Origin of the sequence: Candidatus Pseudoscillospira sp. SGI.172 (genome assembly GCF_050313575.1) — a bacterium.
GTDB lineage: Bacteria > Bacillota > Clostridia > Oscillospirales > Oscillospiraceae > Vermiculatibacterium.
In genome coordinates this window covers 22095-39626 of sequence record NZ_JBNPLQ010000003.1, presented here as the reverse complement: position 1 = coordinate 39626, position 17532 = coordinate 22095, and the positions used below count along the sequence as shown (strand labels likewise).

14 protein-coding genes are annotated in these 17532 nt (G+C 63.0%); 2 read left to right on the top strand and 12 right to left on the bottom strand.

Going from position 1 to position 17532, the window contains the following annotated elements:
- Window positions 1-79: 79 nt before the first annotated feature.
- The 9 genes from rpsO to ACQRD3_RS02375 form a co-directional block, all read right to left on the bottom strand.
- Window positions 80-346 carry a 30S ribosomal protein S15 gene (rpsO, locus tag ACQRD3_RS02415; protein WP_080906847.1) on the bottom strand — a complete coding sequence of 89 codons (267 nt, stop codon included), beginning with the start codon at window positions 344-346 and terminating at the stop codon, window positions 80-82.
- A gap of 188 nt (window positions 347-534) precedes the next feature.
- Window positions 535-1593, bottom strand: coding sequence for a hypothetical protein (locus tag ACQRD3_RS02410; protein ID WP_427779593.1), 1059 nt, complete (start codon window positions 1591-1593; stop codon window positions 535-537).
- A 52-nt stretch (window positions 1594-1645) separates the two neighbouring features.
- Window positions 1646-2245 (bottom strand): lactate utilization protein, encoded by a 600-nt coding sequence (locus tag ACQRD3_RS02405; protein WP_080906849.1) that lies wholly within the window; start codon window positions 2243-2245, stop codon window positions 1646-1648.
- A gap of 33 nt (window positions 2246-2278) precedes the next feature.
- Window positions 2279-3148 carry a YitT family protein gene (locus ACQRD3_RS02400; protein ID WP_427779591.1) on the bottom strand — a complete coding sequence of 290 codons (870 nt, stop codon included), beginning with the start codon at window positions 3146-3148 and terminating at the stop codon, window positions 2279-2281.
- 1 nt (window position 3149) lies between these two features.
- Window positions 3150-5399, bottom strand: coding sequence for a DNA gyrase/topoisomerase IV subunit A (locus ACQRD3_RS02395; RefSeq protein WP_080906851.1), 2250 nt, complete (start codon window positions 5397-5399; stop codon window positions 3150-3152).
- Between the two features lie 54 nt (window positions 5400-5453).
- Window positions 5454-7040: a stalk domain-containing protein gene (locus ACQRD3_RS02390; protein ID WP_427779588.1), complete on the bottom strand. Its 1587-nt coding sequence runs from the start codon at window positions 7038-7040 to the stop codon at window positions 5454-5456.
- A 45-nt stretch (window positions 7041-7085) separates the two neighbouring features.
- Window positions 7086-8576, bottom strand: coding sequence for a stalk domain-containing protein (locus ACQRD3_RS02385; RefSeq protein ID WP_427779586.1), 1491 nt, complete (start codon window positions 8574-8576; stop codon window positions 7086-7088).
- Between the two features lie 210 nt (window positions 8577-8786).
- Complete coding sequence (locus ACQRD3_RS02380; protein WP_427779584.1) at window positions 8787-10886, bottom strand: hypothetical protein; 2100 nt, start codon at window positions 10884-10886, stop codon at window positions 8787-8789.
- A gap of 61 nt (window positions 10887-10947) precedes the next feature.
- Window positions 10948-12936: a toprim domain-containing protein gene (locus ACQRD3_RS02375; RefSeq protein WP_080906856.1), complete on the bottom strand. Its 1989-nt coding sequence runs from the start codon at window positions 12934-12936 to the stop codon at window positions 10948-10950.
- Window positions 12937-13081: 145 nt separating this feature from the next.
- Between ACQRD3_RS02375 and ACQRD3_RS02370 the strand changes: the two genes are divergently transcribed.
- Together ACQRD3_RS02370 and ACQRD3_RS02365 are read left to right on the top strand one after the other, a co-directional pair.
- Window positions 13082-14332 carry an aminopeptidase gene (locus ACQRD3_RS02370; RefSeq protein ID WP_427779582.1) on the top strand — a complete coding sequence of 417 codons (1251 nt, stop codon included), beginning with the start codon at window positions 13082-13084 and terminating at the stop codon, window positions 14330-14332.
- Window positions 14333-14460: 128 nt separating this feature from the next.
- The gene (locus ACQRD3_RS02365; RefSeq protein ID WP_427779676.1) at window positions 14461-15306 is read left to right on the top strand and encodes a formate/nitrite transporter family protein; all 846 of its coding nucleotides are present in this window, start codon (window positions 14461-14463) and stop codon (window positions 15304-15306) included.
- Between the two features lie 297 nt (window positions 15307-15603).
- Here ACQRD3_RS02365 and ACQRD3_RS02360 read toward each other — a convergent pair whose 3' ends face one another.
- From ACQRD3_RS02360 to ACQRD3_RS02350, 3 genes are read right to left on the bottom strand one after another with little or no spacing between them, the layout of a single operon-like run.
- Window positions 15604-15897 carry a hypothetical protein gene (locus tag ACQRD3_RS02360; RefSeq protein ID WP_427779580.1) on the bottom strand — a complete coding sequence of 98 codons (294 nt, stop codon included), beginning with the start codon at window positions 15895-15897 and terminating at the stop codon, window positions 15604-15606.
- Entirely contained in the window at window positions 15878-16654 is a 777-nt protein-coding gene (locus ACQRD3_RS02355) for a type III pantothenate kinase (RefSeq protein ID WP_080906859.1), read from the bottom strand. Before ACQRD3_RS02355 ends, ACQRD3_RS02360 begins: the two co-directional genes overlap by 20 nt.
- A gap of 2 nt (window positions 16655-16656) precedes the next feature.
- Entirely contained in the window at window positions 16657-17337 is a 681-nt protein-coding gene (locus tag ACQRD3_RS02350; protein WP_080906860.1) for an ECF transporter S component, read from the bottom strand.
- Between the last annotated feature and the right edge of the window lie 195 nt (window positions 17338-17532).

The window sequence follows — 17532 nt, the reverse complement described above, 5'->3', positions numbered from 1 at the left end:
GGAATGGGGGTATTTTCGCTTCCACAGAATGGGGAAAAAGGGTGGCGCGGTAAACCACGCCACCCTCTATTCACATTTCTTACTTACGGATGCCCAGCTTGGCGATGAGGGCGCGGTAACGCTCCACGTCCTTGGCAGCCAGATAGTCCAGCATCTTGCGGCGCTTGCCGATCATCTTGTACAGGCCGCGGCGGGAGTGGTTGTCGTGGATGTGAGTACGCAGGTGCTCGGTGAGCTCATTGATGCGGGCGGTGAGGATGGCCACCTGGACCTCGGGGGAGCCGGTGTCGGTAGCATGGGTGCGGTTGGCCTCGATCACGGCCGTCTTTTCGTCTTTACGAATCATAAAAAATTCCACCTTTCATTTTTCTGCCCAAAGGGCTGAGGGAGGGGTGGGTGAACACCTCCAAACGGAGGCCGTCTCCCGCTCTCTAAGCCGATGGACGGTTTGCATGCTTTCAAAATATATCACACATTTTACCCGGTGTAAAGGAAAATTATCACGAAATGCGGAAATTGCCGTTCTTTTTCCTTTCATCCCGCCGGGGCATCCGCCCACTGATAGCCCGCCGCGGCCAGTTCCTCGGCGGTGTGGAGCAATCCGTCACCCAGAGCGGCGTCCAGGTAGAGCCGCTCCCCGGAGTCCACTTGGACGGCGTTCCAGAACCAGCTCTGGCCGAGATGCGTTCCCTCCACCACCTCGCAGGCGGTCCCAACCTGCTGACACAGCAGGGCGTAGGCCAGGGCCAGGCCCTCAGCGTCGGCAGAGCCGTCCACCAGGGCGGCGTAGGCGGTGTTTCCGCCCCCTGCGGCGTAGGCGGCATAGCTCCGCAGCTCCGAAGCCGCCCGCAGCGCGGCGGCGCGGGGATCCAGGCCCCGCAGGGAGCCGGAGATGGCCCCCGCCTGGGCCGCCAGCCGCTCACTCTTGCCCCACAGTTCGTCGGCGGCCTCGGGATAGGTCAGGGTGATCTCCACCACCCGCTGGCTGCCGTGGTCCGGATAGAGGGTGATCCCGGCCTGCGGCATCCCCAGAGCCGCCACCGGCGTATCATAATAGGCCTGGCGGATGAGCTGGGCAATGGACGCCTCATCCTCCGCAAAGTAGGCCACCCGGAGCACCACTTCGCCGGAAAAGGAAGTCAGGGCCTCCTGAAGCTCCGATCGGATGGCACTGGAGCCGGTGACGTTGACGATGGAGCGGATCTGGTCCGCCGTGTGGCGGTATCGGATGGCGATGGACGCCTGATAGTAGGAGACCACCCGGGTGCACTCGTGCTTGATGTAATCCACCGCGTAGGCCCCCACCGGGTCCTCGGCGGCCACCTCCAGGCAGGCGGCGGTGAGGGCGGACTCCACGTCGTCGGCGTAGTCGTAGAGCTGGATGACTCCTGCCTCCTGGCCCTGGGAGACCAGATACAAAACCGCGGAGACCAGCTCCTGATAGTTCTCCACCCGAAGGACGGAGGAGTCCTCCGCGGTGACGGGCTTGTCCACATGGGCCGTCACCGACTCGTAGGAGCGCTCCAGCATGGAAGAGCAGCCGGACAGCAGCAGGCACAGCGCCAGCAGTCCGCTCAGGGCGCGCAGTTTCATTCCGGGGCCTCCTCTCCCGCAAAATCAGGGCCGTCTCCGCAGCGCGGGGGCCTCAATAGCCCAGTTCTTCCTCCACCAGCACCACCTCGGCGCAGGGAATCCCCACCGGCTTGCGCCACAGGGTCACCAGGACCCCGCAGATCCGCTCGGGACTGTCGCAGTCGTAACAGCGGTCGCCCCGGGCGGCGCAGGGGGTCCTGCGCCCAAGCCGCTGGGCGTTCTTCGGCCCGGCCACGTTCCGGGCCCGGGAAAGGGCGGCCTGCGCATCGGGGGCGATCTTGTTGGCCCCCACCACAAAATAAACCGACTCGTGGCCGTCCAGGGTGGCGGCCACCCGGTTGCCGTGGCCGTCGATGTTGAAGATCTCCCCGGTCTCGGCCAGCGCGTTGGCGGAGGTCAGGTAGACCTGGGCCGTGCGGGCGGCGGCGCGGGCCTCCGGTCCCTGGGCCGACCAGTGCCAGTAGACGGTGTTGTGGGCAGCCAGCCGCTCGTAGAGCCCCAGCTCCTGAAGGGTGACCGATCCCCCCATGCCGATGGTCCGGCCATCCAGCTTTCCATCCAGATAGTCCGCGGCCTCTCTTCCCGTGGCGAAGCGGGAAACCGCAAAGCCGCGGCGTTCCAGCGCCTGGGTCAGCTTGTCCCATTGGATCATGATACCCCTCTTTTCTCTTTGTTCAATCGCCTGTTACAGCTCGCTTTGGTGATAGCTCCGGAAGCCCTCGCCCAGCACCTCATGGGCGGCGCAGACGATCATAAAGGCGTTGGGGTCCACCTGTCGCACAGTTTCCTTGATGACCACGATCTCCCGCTGCTTGAAAGCGCAGAGGATCACTTTTTTGCTGGCTCCGGAATAGCCGCCCTCCCCGGGAAGATAGGTCACGCTCCGGTCCAGGTCATGGATAATGACCTTGGTGATCTCCTCGGGGTGATCGCTGATGATATAGGCCACCTTGGCGTTGTCCAGGCCGTAGAGCACCCCGTCCATCACCAGTGTGGAGATGTAGAGGGCCACCAGGCCGTAGAGGGCGCTGTTGAGGCTCCGGAACGCCAGGGCCACCGCCACAATGACCACCAGGTCGATGCCCATGAGCAGCTTGCCCATGGGGAGCCACGCCAGCTTCAGTTTCAGCAGCCGCGCCACCAGATCGGTGCCGCCGGTGGTGGCTCCCTGGAGGAAGATGATCCCCAGCCCAAGGCCCAGCACCGCGCCGCCGAAGATGCAGGCCAGCAGCGGCTCCATGGCAGGAAACGTGTAAAGGGCCGCCAGGCCGTCGATCATCAGAGAGGACAGAGCCATGGCCACCAGAGAGGAGACCAGCAGATGCCCGCCCAGAAGCTTCCACCCCAGCAGGAAGAGCGGGATGTTGAAGAGGATGACCAGAGTGCCCACCGGGGCCCAGGGCAGGGAGGCGTTGACAATCTGGGCCAGACCGGTGATGCCTCCGAAGGCAATGCCGTTGGGCACGAAGCACCAGTCGAAGGCCACGGCGTACAGGAGTGATCCCAGGACGATCAGGCAGTAATTTTGGATCAGTTTCCCCACAGAACGCTTCATCTTACTCCTCCAGCAAAGAAAGCTGCCGCTCTCCCCGGTCATTCTCCCGCAGGAGCATGCCCGCCACGGGGAGAGACCGGGCCCGATAGCGGGCCGGGTCCTGGATGGCGGTGTCGGCCAGGGGCCGGGCCGCCTCCAGACGGTATTTGGGTTTGAGAGTCATCACGTTGACCCCCTGGGTGGACCGGGTGGTCTTGGGCGAGAGGACGGCGGTGTGGAAAATGAGGCACCGTCCCTCGGAGGAGGTGAGCGCCATCTCCAGATCCTCCTTCAGGTGGTAGGCCGCCGCAAGGGGGGACTTGTCCGAATAGGCTCCCGTGAGCTTCTTCCGCCTGGTCTGGGTCCGGTAGGCCGCCAGCTCCACCCGGGCGACCTTACCGTTTTGAAAAAAGAACAGCAGGTGGCCGGAATAGTCGGCGGTGACGCAGGCCCACACCGCGCTCTCCCCGGGATCCATCCCCAGTTTGGTGGGCAGGTAGTCGCCCAGCACGCTGGCCTTGGCGTCGTCGAAGTCGCTCAGCCGGGTCTTATAGCACTGCTGGCGGTCGGTAAAGACCAGCAGCTCGTCCCGATTGCCGGCATCCCAGCGGAGGGAGGGCCCGTCCCCCTCCTTGTACTTCTGCTCGGAGCTCATCCGCAGAGAGGCGGGGGTGATCTTCTTCAAGTATCCCTCCCGGGAGAGGAATACATGCACGGGATAGTCGGCGATCTCCTCTTCCGGTTCAGGCTCGGCGGCCATCTGGTGCTCATAGAGGATCCCGGTGCGCCGGGGCGCGGGGTACTTTTTCATCACCTCTTTGAGTTCAGCGGCGATGATGTTCTTCACCCGCTCGGGGTGGTCCAGAATATCCTGGAGATCGGCGATCTCCCGCTCCAGCTCAGCGGTCTCGGCCACCCGCTTGAGGATATACTCCTTGTTGATGTTGCGCAGGCGGATATCCGCCACATAGTCGGCCTGGATCTGGTCGATGCCGAAGCCGATCATCAGGTTGGGGACCACCTCGGCGTCGGCCTCGGTGTCCCGGATGATGCGGATGGCCCGGTCGATGTCCAGCAGGATCTTTTTCAGGCCCTTGAGCAGATGGAGCTTGTCCTGCTTTTTCTTCTGCGCAAAGTAGGTCCGGCGGCGGACCCCGTCGGAGCGCCACGCCGTCCACTCGTCCAAAATCTCCCGCACCCCCATCACCCGGGGCATCCCCGCAATGAGGATGTTGAAGTTACAGGCAAAGGAGTCCTGGAGAGGCGTGGATTTGAAGAGCCGGGCCATGAGCTTGTCCGGGTCGGCCCCCCGCTTGAGGTCGATGGTGAGCTTGAGGCCGTTCAGGTCGGTCTCGTCCCGCATGTCGGCGATCTCTTTGACCCGGCCGGCCTTGACCAGCTCGGTCACCTTGTCCATGATGGCCTCGACGGTGGTGGTGTATGGGATCTCATAGATCTCCACCACGTTCTCCTCCTTCACGTAGCGCCACCGGGCACGCACCTGGAAGGAGCCCCGGCCGGTCTCGTAGATGGAGGCCATGGCCGCGCCGTCGTAGAGGAGCTGGCCCCCGGTGGGGAAATCCGGGGCCTTCAGAAGGGAGAGAAGATCACAGCCGGGGTCCTTCAGGAAGGCGATCGTGGCCTGACAGACCTCGTGGAGGTTGAAGCCGCAGAGGTTGGAGGCCATGCCCACGGCGATGCCCTGATTGGCGCTGACCAGCACGTTGGGGAAGGTGGTGGGCAGGAGGGAAGGCTCCAGCATGGAGCCGTCGTAGTTGGGCACAAAATCCACCGTGTCCTGGTCGATGTCCCGGAAGAGCTCGGCGCAGATGGGGTCCAGCCGGGCCTCGGTGTACCGTGAGGCCGCCCAGGCCATATCCCGGGAGTAGACCTTGCCGAAGTTGCCCTTGGAGTCCACCAGGGGGTGGAGCAGGGCCCCGTAGCCCCGGGAGAGGCGGACCATGGTGTCATAGATGGCCTGGTCGCCGTGGGGATTGAGCTTCATGGTCTGGCCCACGATGTTGGCGGACTTGGTCCGGGCTCCCCCCAGCAGCTTCATGGTGTACATGGTGTAGAGGAGCTTGCGGTGGGAGGGCTTAAAGCCGTCGATCTCGGGGATGGCCCGGGAGATGATCACGCTCATGGCGTAGGGCATGTAGTTGATCTCCAGGGTCTGGGTGATGGGCTGCTCCAGCACCTCGGGGCGCAGGCCCATCACATTGGGGTCGGCGCCCCGGTTGATCCCCTTTTCGGGGGCTTTTTTCTTAGCCATCGGTATCAGTCCTTGTCCTTTGGATGATTGGTGGGGCCGTTCATTCCGGCGAAATCAGTCGGGCAGGCCGATGACGCCGGCGGTAAATAAGGCGTCGTCAAAAATAGGGGCCACAGCGGGGTCGGCCTTCATCTCGCCGTAGAGCTGGCCCCGGGGCGTGGCCCAAATATCCGCGGCACTCAGGCCGGCCCATTTGCAGTACCCGGCCAGGTAGGCGCCCTGGGCCTCATCCCAGGAGCCATAGGTCTCACAGACCTTTTGCGCGGCGGGCTCCACCAGGGCCAACGCCTCGGGATAGGTCACATAGCCCGCCAGGTAGCCCCACTGGGCCAGACTGGACACGCGGAACCAGTCCCAAGCATCCGATCCCGTGGCCAGAGCCGCCGTCGTGGTCATCAGGGCTTCCCGGTCCTGGATTCCCCAACCACCCCATAGTAAGTCCCGGCTAATTGTTTGGGCAGGAATGCGGGCCATGCTGCGTCCATCGTCCACTGGGGCAAGATAACGATGACTTCGGATCATCGTGCCAAACAGAGTGGGGTCATCTCTGTTCACCTTGGTCAAAATCGCCCCCATGGGAAGCGCCCATGCTTCCAAATTGGAAGGCTGAACCACCGTCTTATTCTCGGTGACGAGCACACGGTGATGGGGGCCATCCCACTCCACCATTTGACCAAAAAATTCCGCAATATACCGAACAGGGACAAACGTTGTTCCAGCTTCAGCAAAAGGCGCAACATCCATTTGGAAAGAGACGCCGTTTCGAGTAGCTTCGGTTTGACTCAGGGTCATGACGATTTCATCCCCACCCCTCATAAGGTGGACTTGATTGGTTTCCTGGACCCATTTCACCTCTGCGCCAAGCGCCTCAGAAATTGCTCGGATGGGGACCAGTGTCCGACCGTTTTGGGCCCGCCCCGGCAGATGAGACGGTCTTCCGAATTCATCTCTGCCCGGGATGATCTCTTCACCATCCAAATAAACATAGATCTTCGCCCGCTCCGCCGAAAGTGCTTGGGACAGTCGTTCATATTCCGCAGGGTCAACAGGCTGCAATGCACCATAGGCCAAAAATTGATTCAAGGAGTTCAAGCCGTTTATCCGCATCGTCTCTTCGATCACATCTGCAAAAGAACTTAAATCTTTGTTCGGTTGCAGGTAAAAATTAATTTGGTACATTGACCGGACGTGCCACAGGGACAATTTTGCGGCGTTTGGGCCACCTGCCTTTTTGTCATCTTTTACCGATGAACTGAACGGCTCATACGTAGCCCAACGGTCTGGATAGCCGGCATTTTTATGCCACATAAGCTCGAGGAGCGCCAATTCAAACTCCGCAGCCTGGTCATGGCCTTTATAGCCTTGAAGGCTTCCGCTTCCGAGGGCGCTTAATTGGGTAAGCATCGTCCACAGCGGATCCCCCTTCTGGGGCTTTTTCCCTCCAGCTTCAGCATCTGCCCGGAGTTGGGTCACATAGTTCCAGAATTTCGATTCGTAGGCATAGCTGCCCGGGAACACAATATACTCCTCCTCGCGCACCCAGCTGGGCGGCGTGGGGGTGACGCTCTCCGCCGCAAAGGCGGGAACGCAAAGGGAAAAGACCAGAGTCAGCGCCAAAAACAAACTTGTCCGCTTTTTCATTCTGACCATCCTTTCGTCCGTGTGGTTAGAAGGCCCGGGGCAGTCTTACTCGGCCATCTCCGGCAGACCCATCACGCCGGTCTGGAAGAGGGCGTCGTCAAAAATAGGGGCCACAGCGGGGTCGGCCTTCATCTCGCCGTAGAGCTGGCCCCGGGGCGTGGCCCAAATATCCGCGGCACTCAGGCCGGCCCATTTGCAGTACCCGGCCAGGTAGGCGCCCTGGGCCTCATCCCAGGAGCCGTAGGTCTCACAGACCTTTTGCGCGGCGGGCTCCACCAGGGCCAACGCCTCGGGATAGGTCACATAGCCCGCCAGGTAGCCCCACTGGGCCAGGTGGCTCGCCCGGAACCAGTCCCAGGCATCCGCGCCCACGGCCAGGGTCTCCGCCGTGGTGATCAGGGCCTCCCGATCCTCGATGCCCCAGCCCTCCCGCAGGATCTTGCGGCCGAAGTCCGGGCCGGTGGTCTCGTGGCGGTTGGTGACCTCGCCCCCCACGGGGCCGGCGCCAAAGCGGGCCTTGCCGCCGAAGAGGGTCACTTCATGGGGGTTGCTCTCGTAGTTGAGGACGGCCCCCATGGCCAGGGCCCAGGCTTCCAGGTTGGAATCGCCCGCCGCCGACTTGTCCTCGGTGATGACCACGTGCTGCTGGGCCCCGTTCCACTCCACCTTCTGGCCAAAGAACTCGGCGATATAGCGGATGGGGATGTAGGTGCGGTTGTTCTCGGCGTAGGGGGCCACGTCCATCTGGAAATGCTCCCCGTTGCGGAGGGCTTCGGTGCTGTCCAGGGTCATGACAAAGGTATCCCCCGCCCGCCGGATGGTGATCCGCCGGGCGGCGGCGTCATAGTCCACCGTGGCCCCCATCAGCTCGGCCAGGCGGCGCACGGGCACCATGGTGCGCTGATTGCGCACCTGGGGAACGGTGGTGTCCAGGTAGTCTGCGCTCACCCGCACCGCCTTGGGGTGGACGACCTCCCCGTCCAGGGTAACAAAAAGGAGCGCTTTGGCGGCCGCCAGGTTCCCGGCAGACACGCCGTTGGCCGCGCCCCAATCCAGCACCTGGGCCATGGTGAACCGGGGATCAGGGAGCAGATACTCCACCGCCCCCACAAAACGGCCCAGGCCCCGGCCCTCCAGGCCGTCGGTCAGGTCCTGGTCCCAGAGCCCGGCCCGGGCGTTCCAGAGGTAGGCCAGAGCGCGGGGGGACGCCTGGCCGGACGCGCCATAGGCGGCACTTTCAAAGTCGGCCCCGATTTTCGCCGTTTGCCCTTTGGCGGCGGCGTTGAGGGCATATTTCACCTTCAAAAGGCCTACCTCGAAGTCCACACTGGCCCCGCCCATCCGTTTCAGCTCCCGCAGGCGGTTGAAGAGCACCGTGTCCGTGCCGGACTGGGGCTCCGGATTCCCCGCCCCGGCGTGCTCCCGGAGGGAGAGAATTTTGTCCCAGGTTGCCGTCTCATAGGCCGCGCCGTCCGCGAAGACGGCGTACTCCTCCGCCGGACACCAAGAGGGCGGCGCGGGAACCACCGGTTCCACAGCCCGGGCGGGCAGAAGGTCAGAGCCAATGCCAGGACCAAGGGGAATAAAATGGTCTTTCTCACAAGGCTGTCCTCCTCGTACTCAAGCAAAATTTAGAAAACCGGAAAACTGACGTGCGGAGCGCGTCAGGAAACGGAAAAATCAGCGCTGCCGGCCCGCCCGGACGGGCGGGCCGGCGGCACACACGGCGCGGAGAACACGCTCAGCTCACAGCTCCACGATCTCAGCGCCTGCCGGAGGGGCGGAGCGGGGAAGATCGGTAGTGGCCTTGCGGGCGGCGGTGCCGCTCACGGTGAGCTGAAACTGGTTTTTCCAGTGGAGTTCCGCCGTCTCGGTGGCATGATCGGCGGTGCCTGACGCCTGGGCCGCCATCCGGAAATCCAGGAGATTCATCAACCAGGTCATGGCAGCGGTCTCCGCGGCGCTGCCGCCGCTCCAGCTGTCGTCGCTCAGTCCGGCGGCAATGGCGTCCATGTCGGGGCGGAAGACCGCCTGCGTGGAAAAGCGCCCGGTCTCACTCACGGAAACGGAGAGGCCGAACTCCTTGAAGGGGGCTCCAAAGCTCCCTCCCGTCATCTCACCTATCAGGCTGTCCAGCGCCTTGGCGTCCAGGCTCCAGGTCAGGGTGCCGTTCCGGTCGGTAAAACGCTCCGGCCCAAAGAGAAGGGCCATGGCCGCCCGGCCCTCGTCAAAGTTTTGGTAGGCGTATTCGGCGCCCAGACAGCCGCTCTCGCTTTCAGACAGGAGCGCGTTGTAGAGGAGCTCCGTGCCCCAGCTCTCAGTATTCACGGTGAGGGCGGACAGGCCCGTCCCTCCGCCCAGATCCCAGGCAAACCAGGTGTTCTCGCTCACCGTCTCGTCAAAGGCCGCCAGAATGGGGGCGTTGGCGTACAGCTTTCCGCTCTCCAGGTCAAATAGGACCTGGACCTTGCAGCCGGTGAGCAGGGTCTTGAGGTTCTGTGCCGTGAACTTGGGCATCTCGGAAGCCAGCTGGTCCATGGTCTGCCGGCTGAGCAGATTCAAAAGGTCGGCCGCGCTGATGGACAGCGTCAGATCCAGCTGATTGTCCCGGAGCAGGGTATCGGCGCGGAGGGTGGCGGTGCAGGTCTTGTTCCCGTCCAGGGAATTGAAGGCAGTCAGGGCCAGTTCACAGGTCTCGGTGGTGCGGTAGCTCTGCCCGTCCTGGGGCATGGCGGCGGTGAACAGCCGCCCCATCAGGGTGTTGAGGTCGGCCAGTTCCCCGTCCAGCTGGGTCCGGAGGGCCGTCCGGTCCAGCAGGACGACCTGATTGCTGCCGGCGTTCCACACCACGTCCCAGCCCTGGGCGGCGGCGGTGCTCCGGACAGGGAGACGGTCCCCGGTCTCCGCCGTGCCCAGGATCGCGCCCAGCGCATCGGCCGAGGCATAGGTCACGCCGTTTTCCGCGGTGAGCGCCACATCCTCCCGGGCCTGTCCGTTGACCACCAGGACCGGCTGGTCGGGCCGCCGGGAGGGGTAGCCGGGCTCCTCGTTCTGCCAGCCGGCGGAATCCACATACATGGCGTCGACAAACTCCTCCTGAGAGAGGAGGAAGTTGTCGATGAGATACTCCTCCTTTGGGTACCACTCGCCGTAGACATCGGCGTAGTAGGCGTCGGCGTCAAAGGCGGCGTATCCGGCGGGGTCTGCGGCAGCAAGGCTCTTGGCCTGGGCGATCAGGCCGGATACGCTCTCGCGGCCCTGAACGTACCGGGCCTGCACATAGGTGGTCATCTCCTGAACGGTGGCAAGGCCGTAATCCTCCATGGCGGCCTCCATGGGATCCCGGTAGCCCTGGGAGGACAGCCAGGCCTTTACGTCGTAACGCTCCAGCTCGCCGGGATGGGCGGAGCGGTAGTCGGCCACCAGCTTGGCGTCGTAGGCCGGATCAGCCAGGCTTCGCACATACTCCTCCCACATGGCGTCCCGGAAGCCCTCTTCCGTCACGCCGAAATTCTCCATGTACTCCTCCCGGGTCCACCACTCCCACTCCTGGGAAAACCAGGCGTCTGGATCAAAGGCGGCATACTCCTCGGGGTGGGCGGAGCGGTAGTCCGCGGTGAACTGGCGCAGGAAGGCGGTATAATCGTCCTCCTCTTCCACCGAGACGCCCCAGCCCGCGTCCGCGGGCGGGAGGGGCGGCGTCTCTTCTGCCAGTGCGTACTTTTCATTGAGCGTACGGATCTCCTCCGGAGTCGGGGATGCCCCTGCGGCAAAGGCAGGGGCGGCCAGGGAGCATCCCAGCGCCAGCGCGGCGAGGGAGGCGGGGAGCCATCGGTTGCGTTTCATACGGGGTACCTCCTTTTGATTGACAGGTTTGCGCCCCCCCGGCAGTCCGCCGGGCAGGCCGTCACGAAATATCGGCCAGCTCTAAAAACTTATAGCCGTTTTCGGCGATGTGGTCCTTCCGGCCCTGGAGGTTGTCCCCCAGCAGCAGGTCGAACATCCGGGCCGTGGCCTCCATATCCTCGGGCATGACCTTGATAAGGCGGCGGGTGGCCGGATTCATGGTGGTCAGCCACATCATCTCCGGCTCGTTCTCGCCCAGGCCCTTGGAGCGCTGGATGGAGATCTTTTTGTCCCTGCCGATCTCCTCCACGATGTCGTCCTTCTCCTTGTTGGAGTAGGCAAACCAGGTCTTTTCCTTGTATCCGATCTCATAGAGGGGAGATTCCGCGATGTAAACGTATCCCCGGCGGATGAGGGTGGGAGTGAGCCGCCAGAGCATGGTGAGGATGAGGGTGCGGATCTGGTAGCCGTCCACGTCGGCGTCGGTACAGATGACCACTTTGTTCCACCGCAGGTTCATCAGGTCGAAGGAGGCCAGATCCCTGGCCCGCTTGTCGCTGACCTCCACCCCGCAGCCCAGCACCTTCAGAAGGTCGGTGATGATCTCCGACTTGAAGATCTTGCCGTAGTCGGCCTTGAGGCAGTTCAAAATTTTGCCCCGCACGGGCATGATGCCCTGAAACTCCGCGTCCCGGGAGAGCTTGACGCTGCCCAGGGCGGAGTCGCCCTCCACGATGTAGAGCTCCCGGCGCTCAGCGTCCCGGGTGCGGCAGTCCACAAATTTCTGCACCCGGTTGGACAGGTCCATGGCCCCCGTGAGCTTCTTTTTGATGTTCAGCCGGGCCTTTTCGGCAGATTCCCGGCTCCTCTTGTTGATGAGCACCTGCTCGGCGATCTTTTCGGCGTCGAAGGGGTTTTCGATGAAGTAGACCTGCATCTGCTCCTTCAGGAAGTCGGTCATGGCCTCCTGAACGAACTTGTTGTTGATGGCCTTCTTGGTCTGGTTTTCATAGGAGGTCTGTGTGGAGAAGTTGTTGGAGACCATCACCAGACAGTCGGAAATGTCGTTCCAGGTGACCTTGCTCTCGCTCTTCTGATACTTCCCCTGCTGACGGAGATAGCCGTCGATGGCCGAGACGAAAGCGGACTTGGCCGCCTTCTCCGGGCTTCCGCCGTGCTCGAGCCAGGAGGAATTGTGATAATACTCAATGGTATTCACCGTGTTGGAAAAACAGAAGGACACCGAGAGTTTGACCTTGTATTCCGGCTTGTCCTCCCGGTCCCGGCCCCGCCGCTCGGTCTGCCAGAACACCGGCTGGGTGAGGGTGTTTTCCCCCGCCAGTTCCTTTACATAGTCCTGAATGCCGTTTTCATAGAGAAAATCGGTGGTCTCGAATTTGCCCGGGGCGGTCTCGTTGAAAAACCGGAAGGTGACCCCGGCATTGACCACCGCCTGGCGCTTCATCACGTCGGTGAAGTAGTCTGTCGGGATATCGATGTCAGTGAACACGTCCAGGTCGGGCCGCCAGCGGATGGTGGTGCCCGTCTTTTTCCCCTGGTCGGCGGGCTCGTCCCGGAGCCCGCCCACGTTCTCGCCCTTTTCAAAGCGGAGGGAGTACTTCCTGCCGTCCCGGCGGACGGTGACGTCCATATACTCGCTGGCGTACTGGGTGGCGCAGGAGCCCAGACCGTTGAGGCCCAGGGCGTATTCGTAGTTGTCCTTCCCCCCGCCGTACTTGCCGCCGGCGTAGAGCTCGCAGAACACCAGCTCCCAGTTGTATTTCTGCTCCTTCTCGTTCCAGTCCACGGGGCAGCCCCGGCCCTGGTCGGCCACTTCGATGGACTTGTCCAGGAAGCGCCGGACGGTGATGAGACTGCCGTGGCCCTCCTTGGCCTCGTCGATGGCGTTGGAGAGGATCTCAAAGACGGCGTGCTCGCAGCCGTCCAGTCCGTCGGAGCCGAAGATGACCCCCGGGCGCTTCCGGACCCGGTCCGCCCCCTTCAGCGAAGAGATGGAGGTATTGTCGTATTGCGGTTTGACCCTTGCCATTCCAGTTCCTCCACAGTATAATTGATAAGAAATGTCCGCTTGGACAATTTAGATAATATTACAAGTTAGTATTATAGCACAGATGAATCAACTACGTCAAACGGAAGCGGAATTCCTCCGCTTTCGCCCGGAAAGGAAGATTTTTATGCCGAAACAGGAAATTCTGCAAAATTACGCCCGGCTGCTGGTCCGCACGGGCTGCGCCCTGAAGCCGGGGCAGGAGCTGCTCCTCACCGCTCCGGTGGAGGCCGCTCCCTTTGCCCGCCTGGTGGCTGAGGAGGCCTGGGCGGCCGGGGCGGGAGACGTGATCGTGGAGTGGGCCGACCAGCCGGTGAGCCGCCTGCGCTATCTCCACGCCCCTCTGTCCTCCTTTGAGTCCGTCCCGGAATGGAAGCGCGCCCTCCTCAACGGCGCGGCGGGGCGGGGGGCCGCCATCCTCACCCTGGACGGGGACGACCCCGACGGCATGGCGGGTATCGATCCCGCCCGGTTCACCGCCTGGTCCCGCGCCTCCCACCGGGACTGCAAGGCCTTTTACGACGGCATGGATCTGGGCCGCAACGTCTGGTGCATTGCGGGCGTGTCCACCCCTGCCTGGGCCAAAAAGGTCTTCCCCGGCTGTTCGGAGTCCGAGGCCGTGGAGAAGCTGTGGGACGCCATCCTCTACACCGCCCGGGCCGACGGGGCCGACCCGGCGGCGGCCTGGGCCGACCACTCCGCCGCCTTCCAGGCCCGGATCAAGCTGCTCAACGAGAAGCAGTTCGACGCCCTGCGGTACACCTCCTCCAACGGCACCGACTTCACCGTGGGGATGAATCCCGGCCATATCTGGGCGGGCGGGGGTGCGGAGACGGTGGACGGCACCTGGTTTTTCCCCAACATGCCCACCGAGGAGATCTTCACCTCCCCCCACCGGGACCGGGCCGACGGCGTGGTCCACTCGGCCCTTCCCCTCAACTACCGGGGCGGGATGATCGAGGACTTCTGGATCAAATTCGAGGGGGGCGTGGCCGTGGACTGCGGCGCGAAAACCGGGCTGGACCGTCTGAAGAGCATCCTGGACACCGACGAGGGGGGCCGTCACCTGGGCGAGGTGGCCCTGGTGCCCCACGCCTCCCCCATCGCCCAGAGCGGCATCCTCTTCTACTCCACCCTCTACGATGAGAACGCCGCCTGCCACCTGGCGCTGGGCAAGGGTTTCCCCGAGTGCGTGGAGGATGGTCTGGAGATGGACGAGACGGCCCTCGCCGCCCACCACATCAATCTCTCCGCCACCCATGTGGACTTTATGATCGGCACCGCCGACCTCACCATCACCGGCATCGCCGCCGACGGCAGCGAGACGCCGGTGTTCCAAAACGGCAACTGGGCGGGAGCGTTCGCCGGAGACCTGTAACGCCCCCCTTTCTTTCGCCAAAGGGCCCAGTGGAACGGGGAGAAAACGCTCCGGTTTTGGACAGGTCCACAGAATAAAGGAAGCCCCCCTCCCCCGCCTTGACATCCCTTTTTCCCAATGATACCCTTATGGGTATCTTTTGTCGAGAAAGGGTGGTTTTTGTGCTCTCTCCCTCGGAATTTGTGGACAGCTATGCGGCCATTGGCGCGCGCAAGACCCAAACTCCCGCGCTTCGTCTGCTCCTGCTGGGGGCTTTGGCAGGGCTCTTTATCGCGCTGGGCGGTGCGGTGACCAACACAGCGGCCCACACCATCGCCAACGTCTCCGCGGCCCGGATCATCTGTGGATTTCTCTTTCCGTTCGGGCTCATCATGGTCATCCTCACCGGCGCAGAGTTGTTCACCGGGAACTGCCTGATCTCCATCTCGGTCCTGGAGCGGAAAGCCTCCCCGGGCGGGATGCTCCGCAGCTGGGGTCTGGTCTATCTGGGGAATTTCGGGGGAGCGCTGGCTCTGGCTGCCGCCTGCGCCTTCTGCGGACAGCTGGATTATTCCGGGGGCGCTCTGGCGGTATACACCGTCAAGACGGCGGCGGCCAAGTGTGCTCTTCCCTGTGGAAACGCCGTGGTGCTGGGCGTTCTCTGCAACATTCTGGTCTGCGCGGGGGTGATGTGCTCCCTGTGCGCCAAGGACGTGTCCGGCCGGGCGGTGGGGGCCTTTGTGCCGGTGTGCGTGTTCGTCCTCTGCGGCTTTGAGCACTGCGTGGCCAATATGTATTACGTCCCGGCGGGGATCTTCGCGCTCTCCGTCCCCCGCTACGCCCGGCTGACGCTGGAGGCGGGGGTGGACGTCTCTGCTCTTACCTGGGGCAGCTTCCTCCTGCACAACCTCCTGCCGGTGACTCTGGGCAACATTCTGGGCGGTGCGGGACTGGGGGCCCTTCTGTGGGCCTGTCACGGAAAACGCGCCTCATGACCGCACGTCTGACCACCTCCCAAAAACGGAGTGCTTTGCAAGCCTCAGCCTAATAAAGATATTTCGAAAGGCGGCAGCTGTGATGGTTTTCATAGCTGCCGCCTTTCGTCCTTTGAGGGTTTTGGATCCCACCCGGCAAGGTTGTTATACGATGACGTATCTCGTCACGGCCCGGCTGTGGTGGTAACCACTATTTCCTGCCGTTATAATGAAATTGATATGAGGTTTTGGGCATAGAGAAGAATGACTGAACTCTGATCTTTCATAAGATTATGAGCATAACACGAAATCAGGGCATCACCGTTCAAAAACGGTGATGCCCTGATTTGAGACTGTCGAAAACGTGACGAAGCCGCTTTCTCGGGCAGGATACAGCCCATCGCGGCAGAAAGACCATGCTGAAGGCAACCGTGTATACCCCCATGGGGACGGGGTGAGCACGAAGGAGACGCCGGAGATGGGAGATGTGCCCAGACCGGCCCGGGTGATAAAAGCGATCCCGGTCGCCGCCCAAAATACGCCGGTCAAAAAACAGAGCAGGCGGATCCGCCCGCTCTGTTTGAATACGCCGTCAGACAGCGTCTCTTCCATTTTTCCGAGCCCGGTCGTACAAATACCGCAGTCCCTTCAAAAGCAGATGCTCGTCATATTGAAGCGGTCTGCGGCAGTGGGGGCAGACCAGGCGGCTCAGACCGCCGGTGACCACGGCGGTGACCGGACGCCCCAAATGTTCCTCAATCCGCGCGGACAGCCCGTCGATCTGCGCCGCCGTTCCAAAGACGGCCCCGCTCAGCATGCAGGAGACGGCGTCCGTTCCCAGCAGCGCCCGGGGAGGCTCCAGCCGGATCTTCGGCAGCTGGGACGCCTGGGCGGTGAGCGCGTTGACCGAGGACTGCACGCCGGGCAAAATCATACCGCCCAGAAAGCGTCCTTCCCCGTCCAGAACGGACAGGGTGGTGGCCGTGCCCAGGTCAAAGACGGCCAGCGGCGGCTGGTACTGCGCGAGGGCCGCGACGGCATCCGCCACACGGTCGTTGCCCAGACCCTTCCGGTCGTAGCCCACCAGCACCAGGCCGTCGTCCAGATCGGGGCAGACTGTCAGGACACGCCGGCCCGTCAGGGAGGCGAGGGCAGGCTCGATCCGCGCGGTAAGCTCGGGAGCCACCGAGGAGAGGATGCAGCCCTCCGGCTCGCCGCAGCCGTCCAGCAGGTTCTCCATCTCCCGGTGCCACCTGATGCCGTCCCAGTCGCGGCGGCTGGGCAGCCGCCGGACAAACACCGGCTCCTTCCCGGCATCAAAGCCGCCCAGCACCACGTTGGAATTTCCGATATCAACGGCGAGGATCATGCTCAGACCTCGGCCCCCGCGCTGGGGCTCTTTCCGCCCAGCTTCAGGACCTGGGCCAGGGGCATGCACACGGCGGGAGTGATGACGGCCGCCACAACGGCCTCGGGCAGGCCGTTGGCCCCCACGATACCCAGGATCACGCCGAGCACGGCGTCCACGGGAATGCCCTTCATCACGGCATAGGCCTGGCGAAACACCAGGAAGATCAATCCCATGACCAGAATGGTATTGGTAAAGGCTCCGGCCACAGCGGCAAAAGCCATCCCGGAGGCCCGGCCCGCGGCGCTCTTCGATCCGAAGAGCTGCTTTGCCCCCTGGAACACCAGCCAGGGCGTCACCCCCACCAGAATGCGGGGCACAAAACAGATGACCAGCGCCCATGGGCTCCCATGGTCCAGGCCGGGGACCGGGATGAAGGGCGAGAAGGCGAAGGAAAGGGCGCTGGGGACCATCGTGTTTTTGAGGATGCTGGTCAGCCCGAACACAAAGCCGAGGAACGCACCCTTTTTAGGTCCCAGCAGGATCGAGCCGATGATAACGGGCACGTGAAGGATGGTGGCCTTGATCAGCGGCAGGTCGATCAGGCCGATGGGGGTAAACGCCAGGAGAAAGAGGATGCCGGAGAACATGGCGAGCAGCACCAGTTCACGGGTCTGGCTGCTCCGGTTGCGCGCGTGGTTCATTTTTACTACCTCCTGCTGCCGTTCCCTCTGGGGGATACAGCGCATATTTGAGAGCGAGGCGCAAACGCCGCGGGGCTCCGCGGGTTTTCCCATCGCTCCGGGCGGCCGGACGTCGGCTTCACCGGGGGCCTGCCGTCCCGAACGGGTACAGCGGCTCCCAAGCCGGCCTGGCCAAACCACATTATATAAAAAGCG

Excerpts from the sequence above, each read along its gene's own strand:
- rpsO (WP_080906847.1), bottom strand. The coding sequence starts at position 346 with ATGATTCGTAAAGACGAAAAGACGGCCGTGATCGAGGCCAACCGCACC.
- ACQRD3_RS02410 (WP_427779593.1), bottom strand. The coding sequence starts at position 1,593 with ATGAAACTGCGCGCCCTGAGCGGACTGCTGGCGCTGTGCCTGCTGCTG.
- ACQRD3_RS02405 (WP_080906849.1), bottom strand. The coding sequence starts at position 2,245 with ATGATCCAATGGGACAAGCTGACCCAGGCGCTGGAACGCCGCGGCTTT.
- ACQRD3_RS02400 (WP_427779591.1), bottom strand. The coding sequence starts at position 3,148 with ATGAAGCGTTCTGTGGGGAAACTGATCCAAAATTACTGCCTGATCGTC.
- ACQRD3_RS02395 (WP_080906851.1), bottom strand. The coding sequence starts at position 5,399 with ATGGCTAAGAAAAAAGCCCCCGAAAAGGGGATCAACCGGGGCGCCGAC.
- ACQRD3_RS02390 (WP_427779588.1), bottom strand. The coding sequence starts at position 7,040 with ATGAAAAAGCGGACAAGTTTGTTTTTGGCGCTGACTCTGGTCTTTTCC.
- ACQRD3_RS02380 (WP_427779584.1), bottom strand. The coding sequence starts at position 10,886 with ATGAAACGCAACCGATGGCTCCCCGCCTCCCTCGCCGCGCTGGCGCTG.
- ACQRD3_RS02375 (WP_080906856.1), bottom strand. The coding sequence starts at position 12,936 with ATGGCAAGGGTCAAACCGCAATACGACAATACCTCCATCTCTTCGCTG.
- ACQRD3_RS02370 (WP_427779582.1), top strand. The coding sequence starts at position 13,082 with ATGCCGAAACAGGAAATTCTGCAAAATTACGCCCGGCTGCTGGTCCGC.
- ACQRD3_RS02365 (WP_427779676.1), top strand. The coding sequence starts at position 14,461 with ATGGGTATCTTTTGTCGAGAAAGGGTGGTTTTTGTGCTCTCTCCCTCG.
- ACQRD3_RS02360 (WP_427779580.1), bottom strand. The coding sequence starts at position 15,897 with ATGGAAGAGACGCTGTCTGACGGCGTATTCAAACAGAGCGGGCGGATC.
- ACQRD3_RS02355 (WP_080906859.1), bottom strand. The coding sequence starts at position 16,654 with ATGATCCTCGCCGTTGATATCGGAAATTCCAACGTGGTGCTGGGCGGC.
- ACQRD3_RS02350 (WP_080906860.1), bottom strand. The coding sequence starts at position 17,337 with ATGAACCACGCGCGCAACCGGAGCAGCCAGACCCGTGAACTGGTGCTG.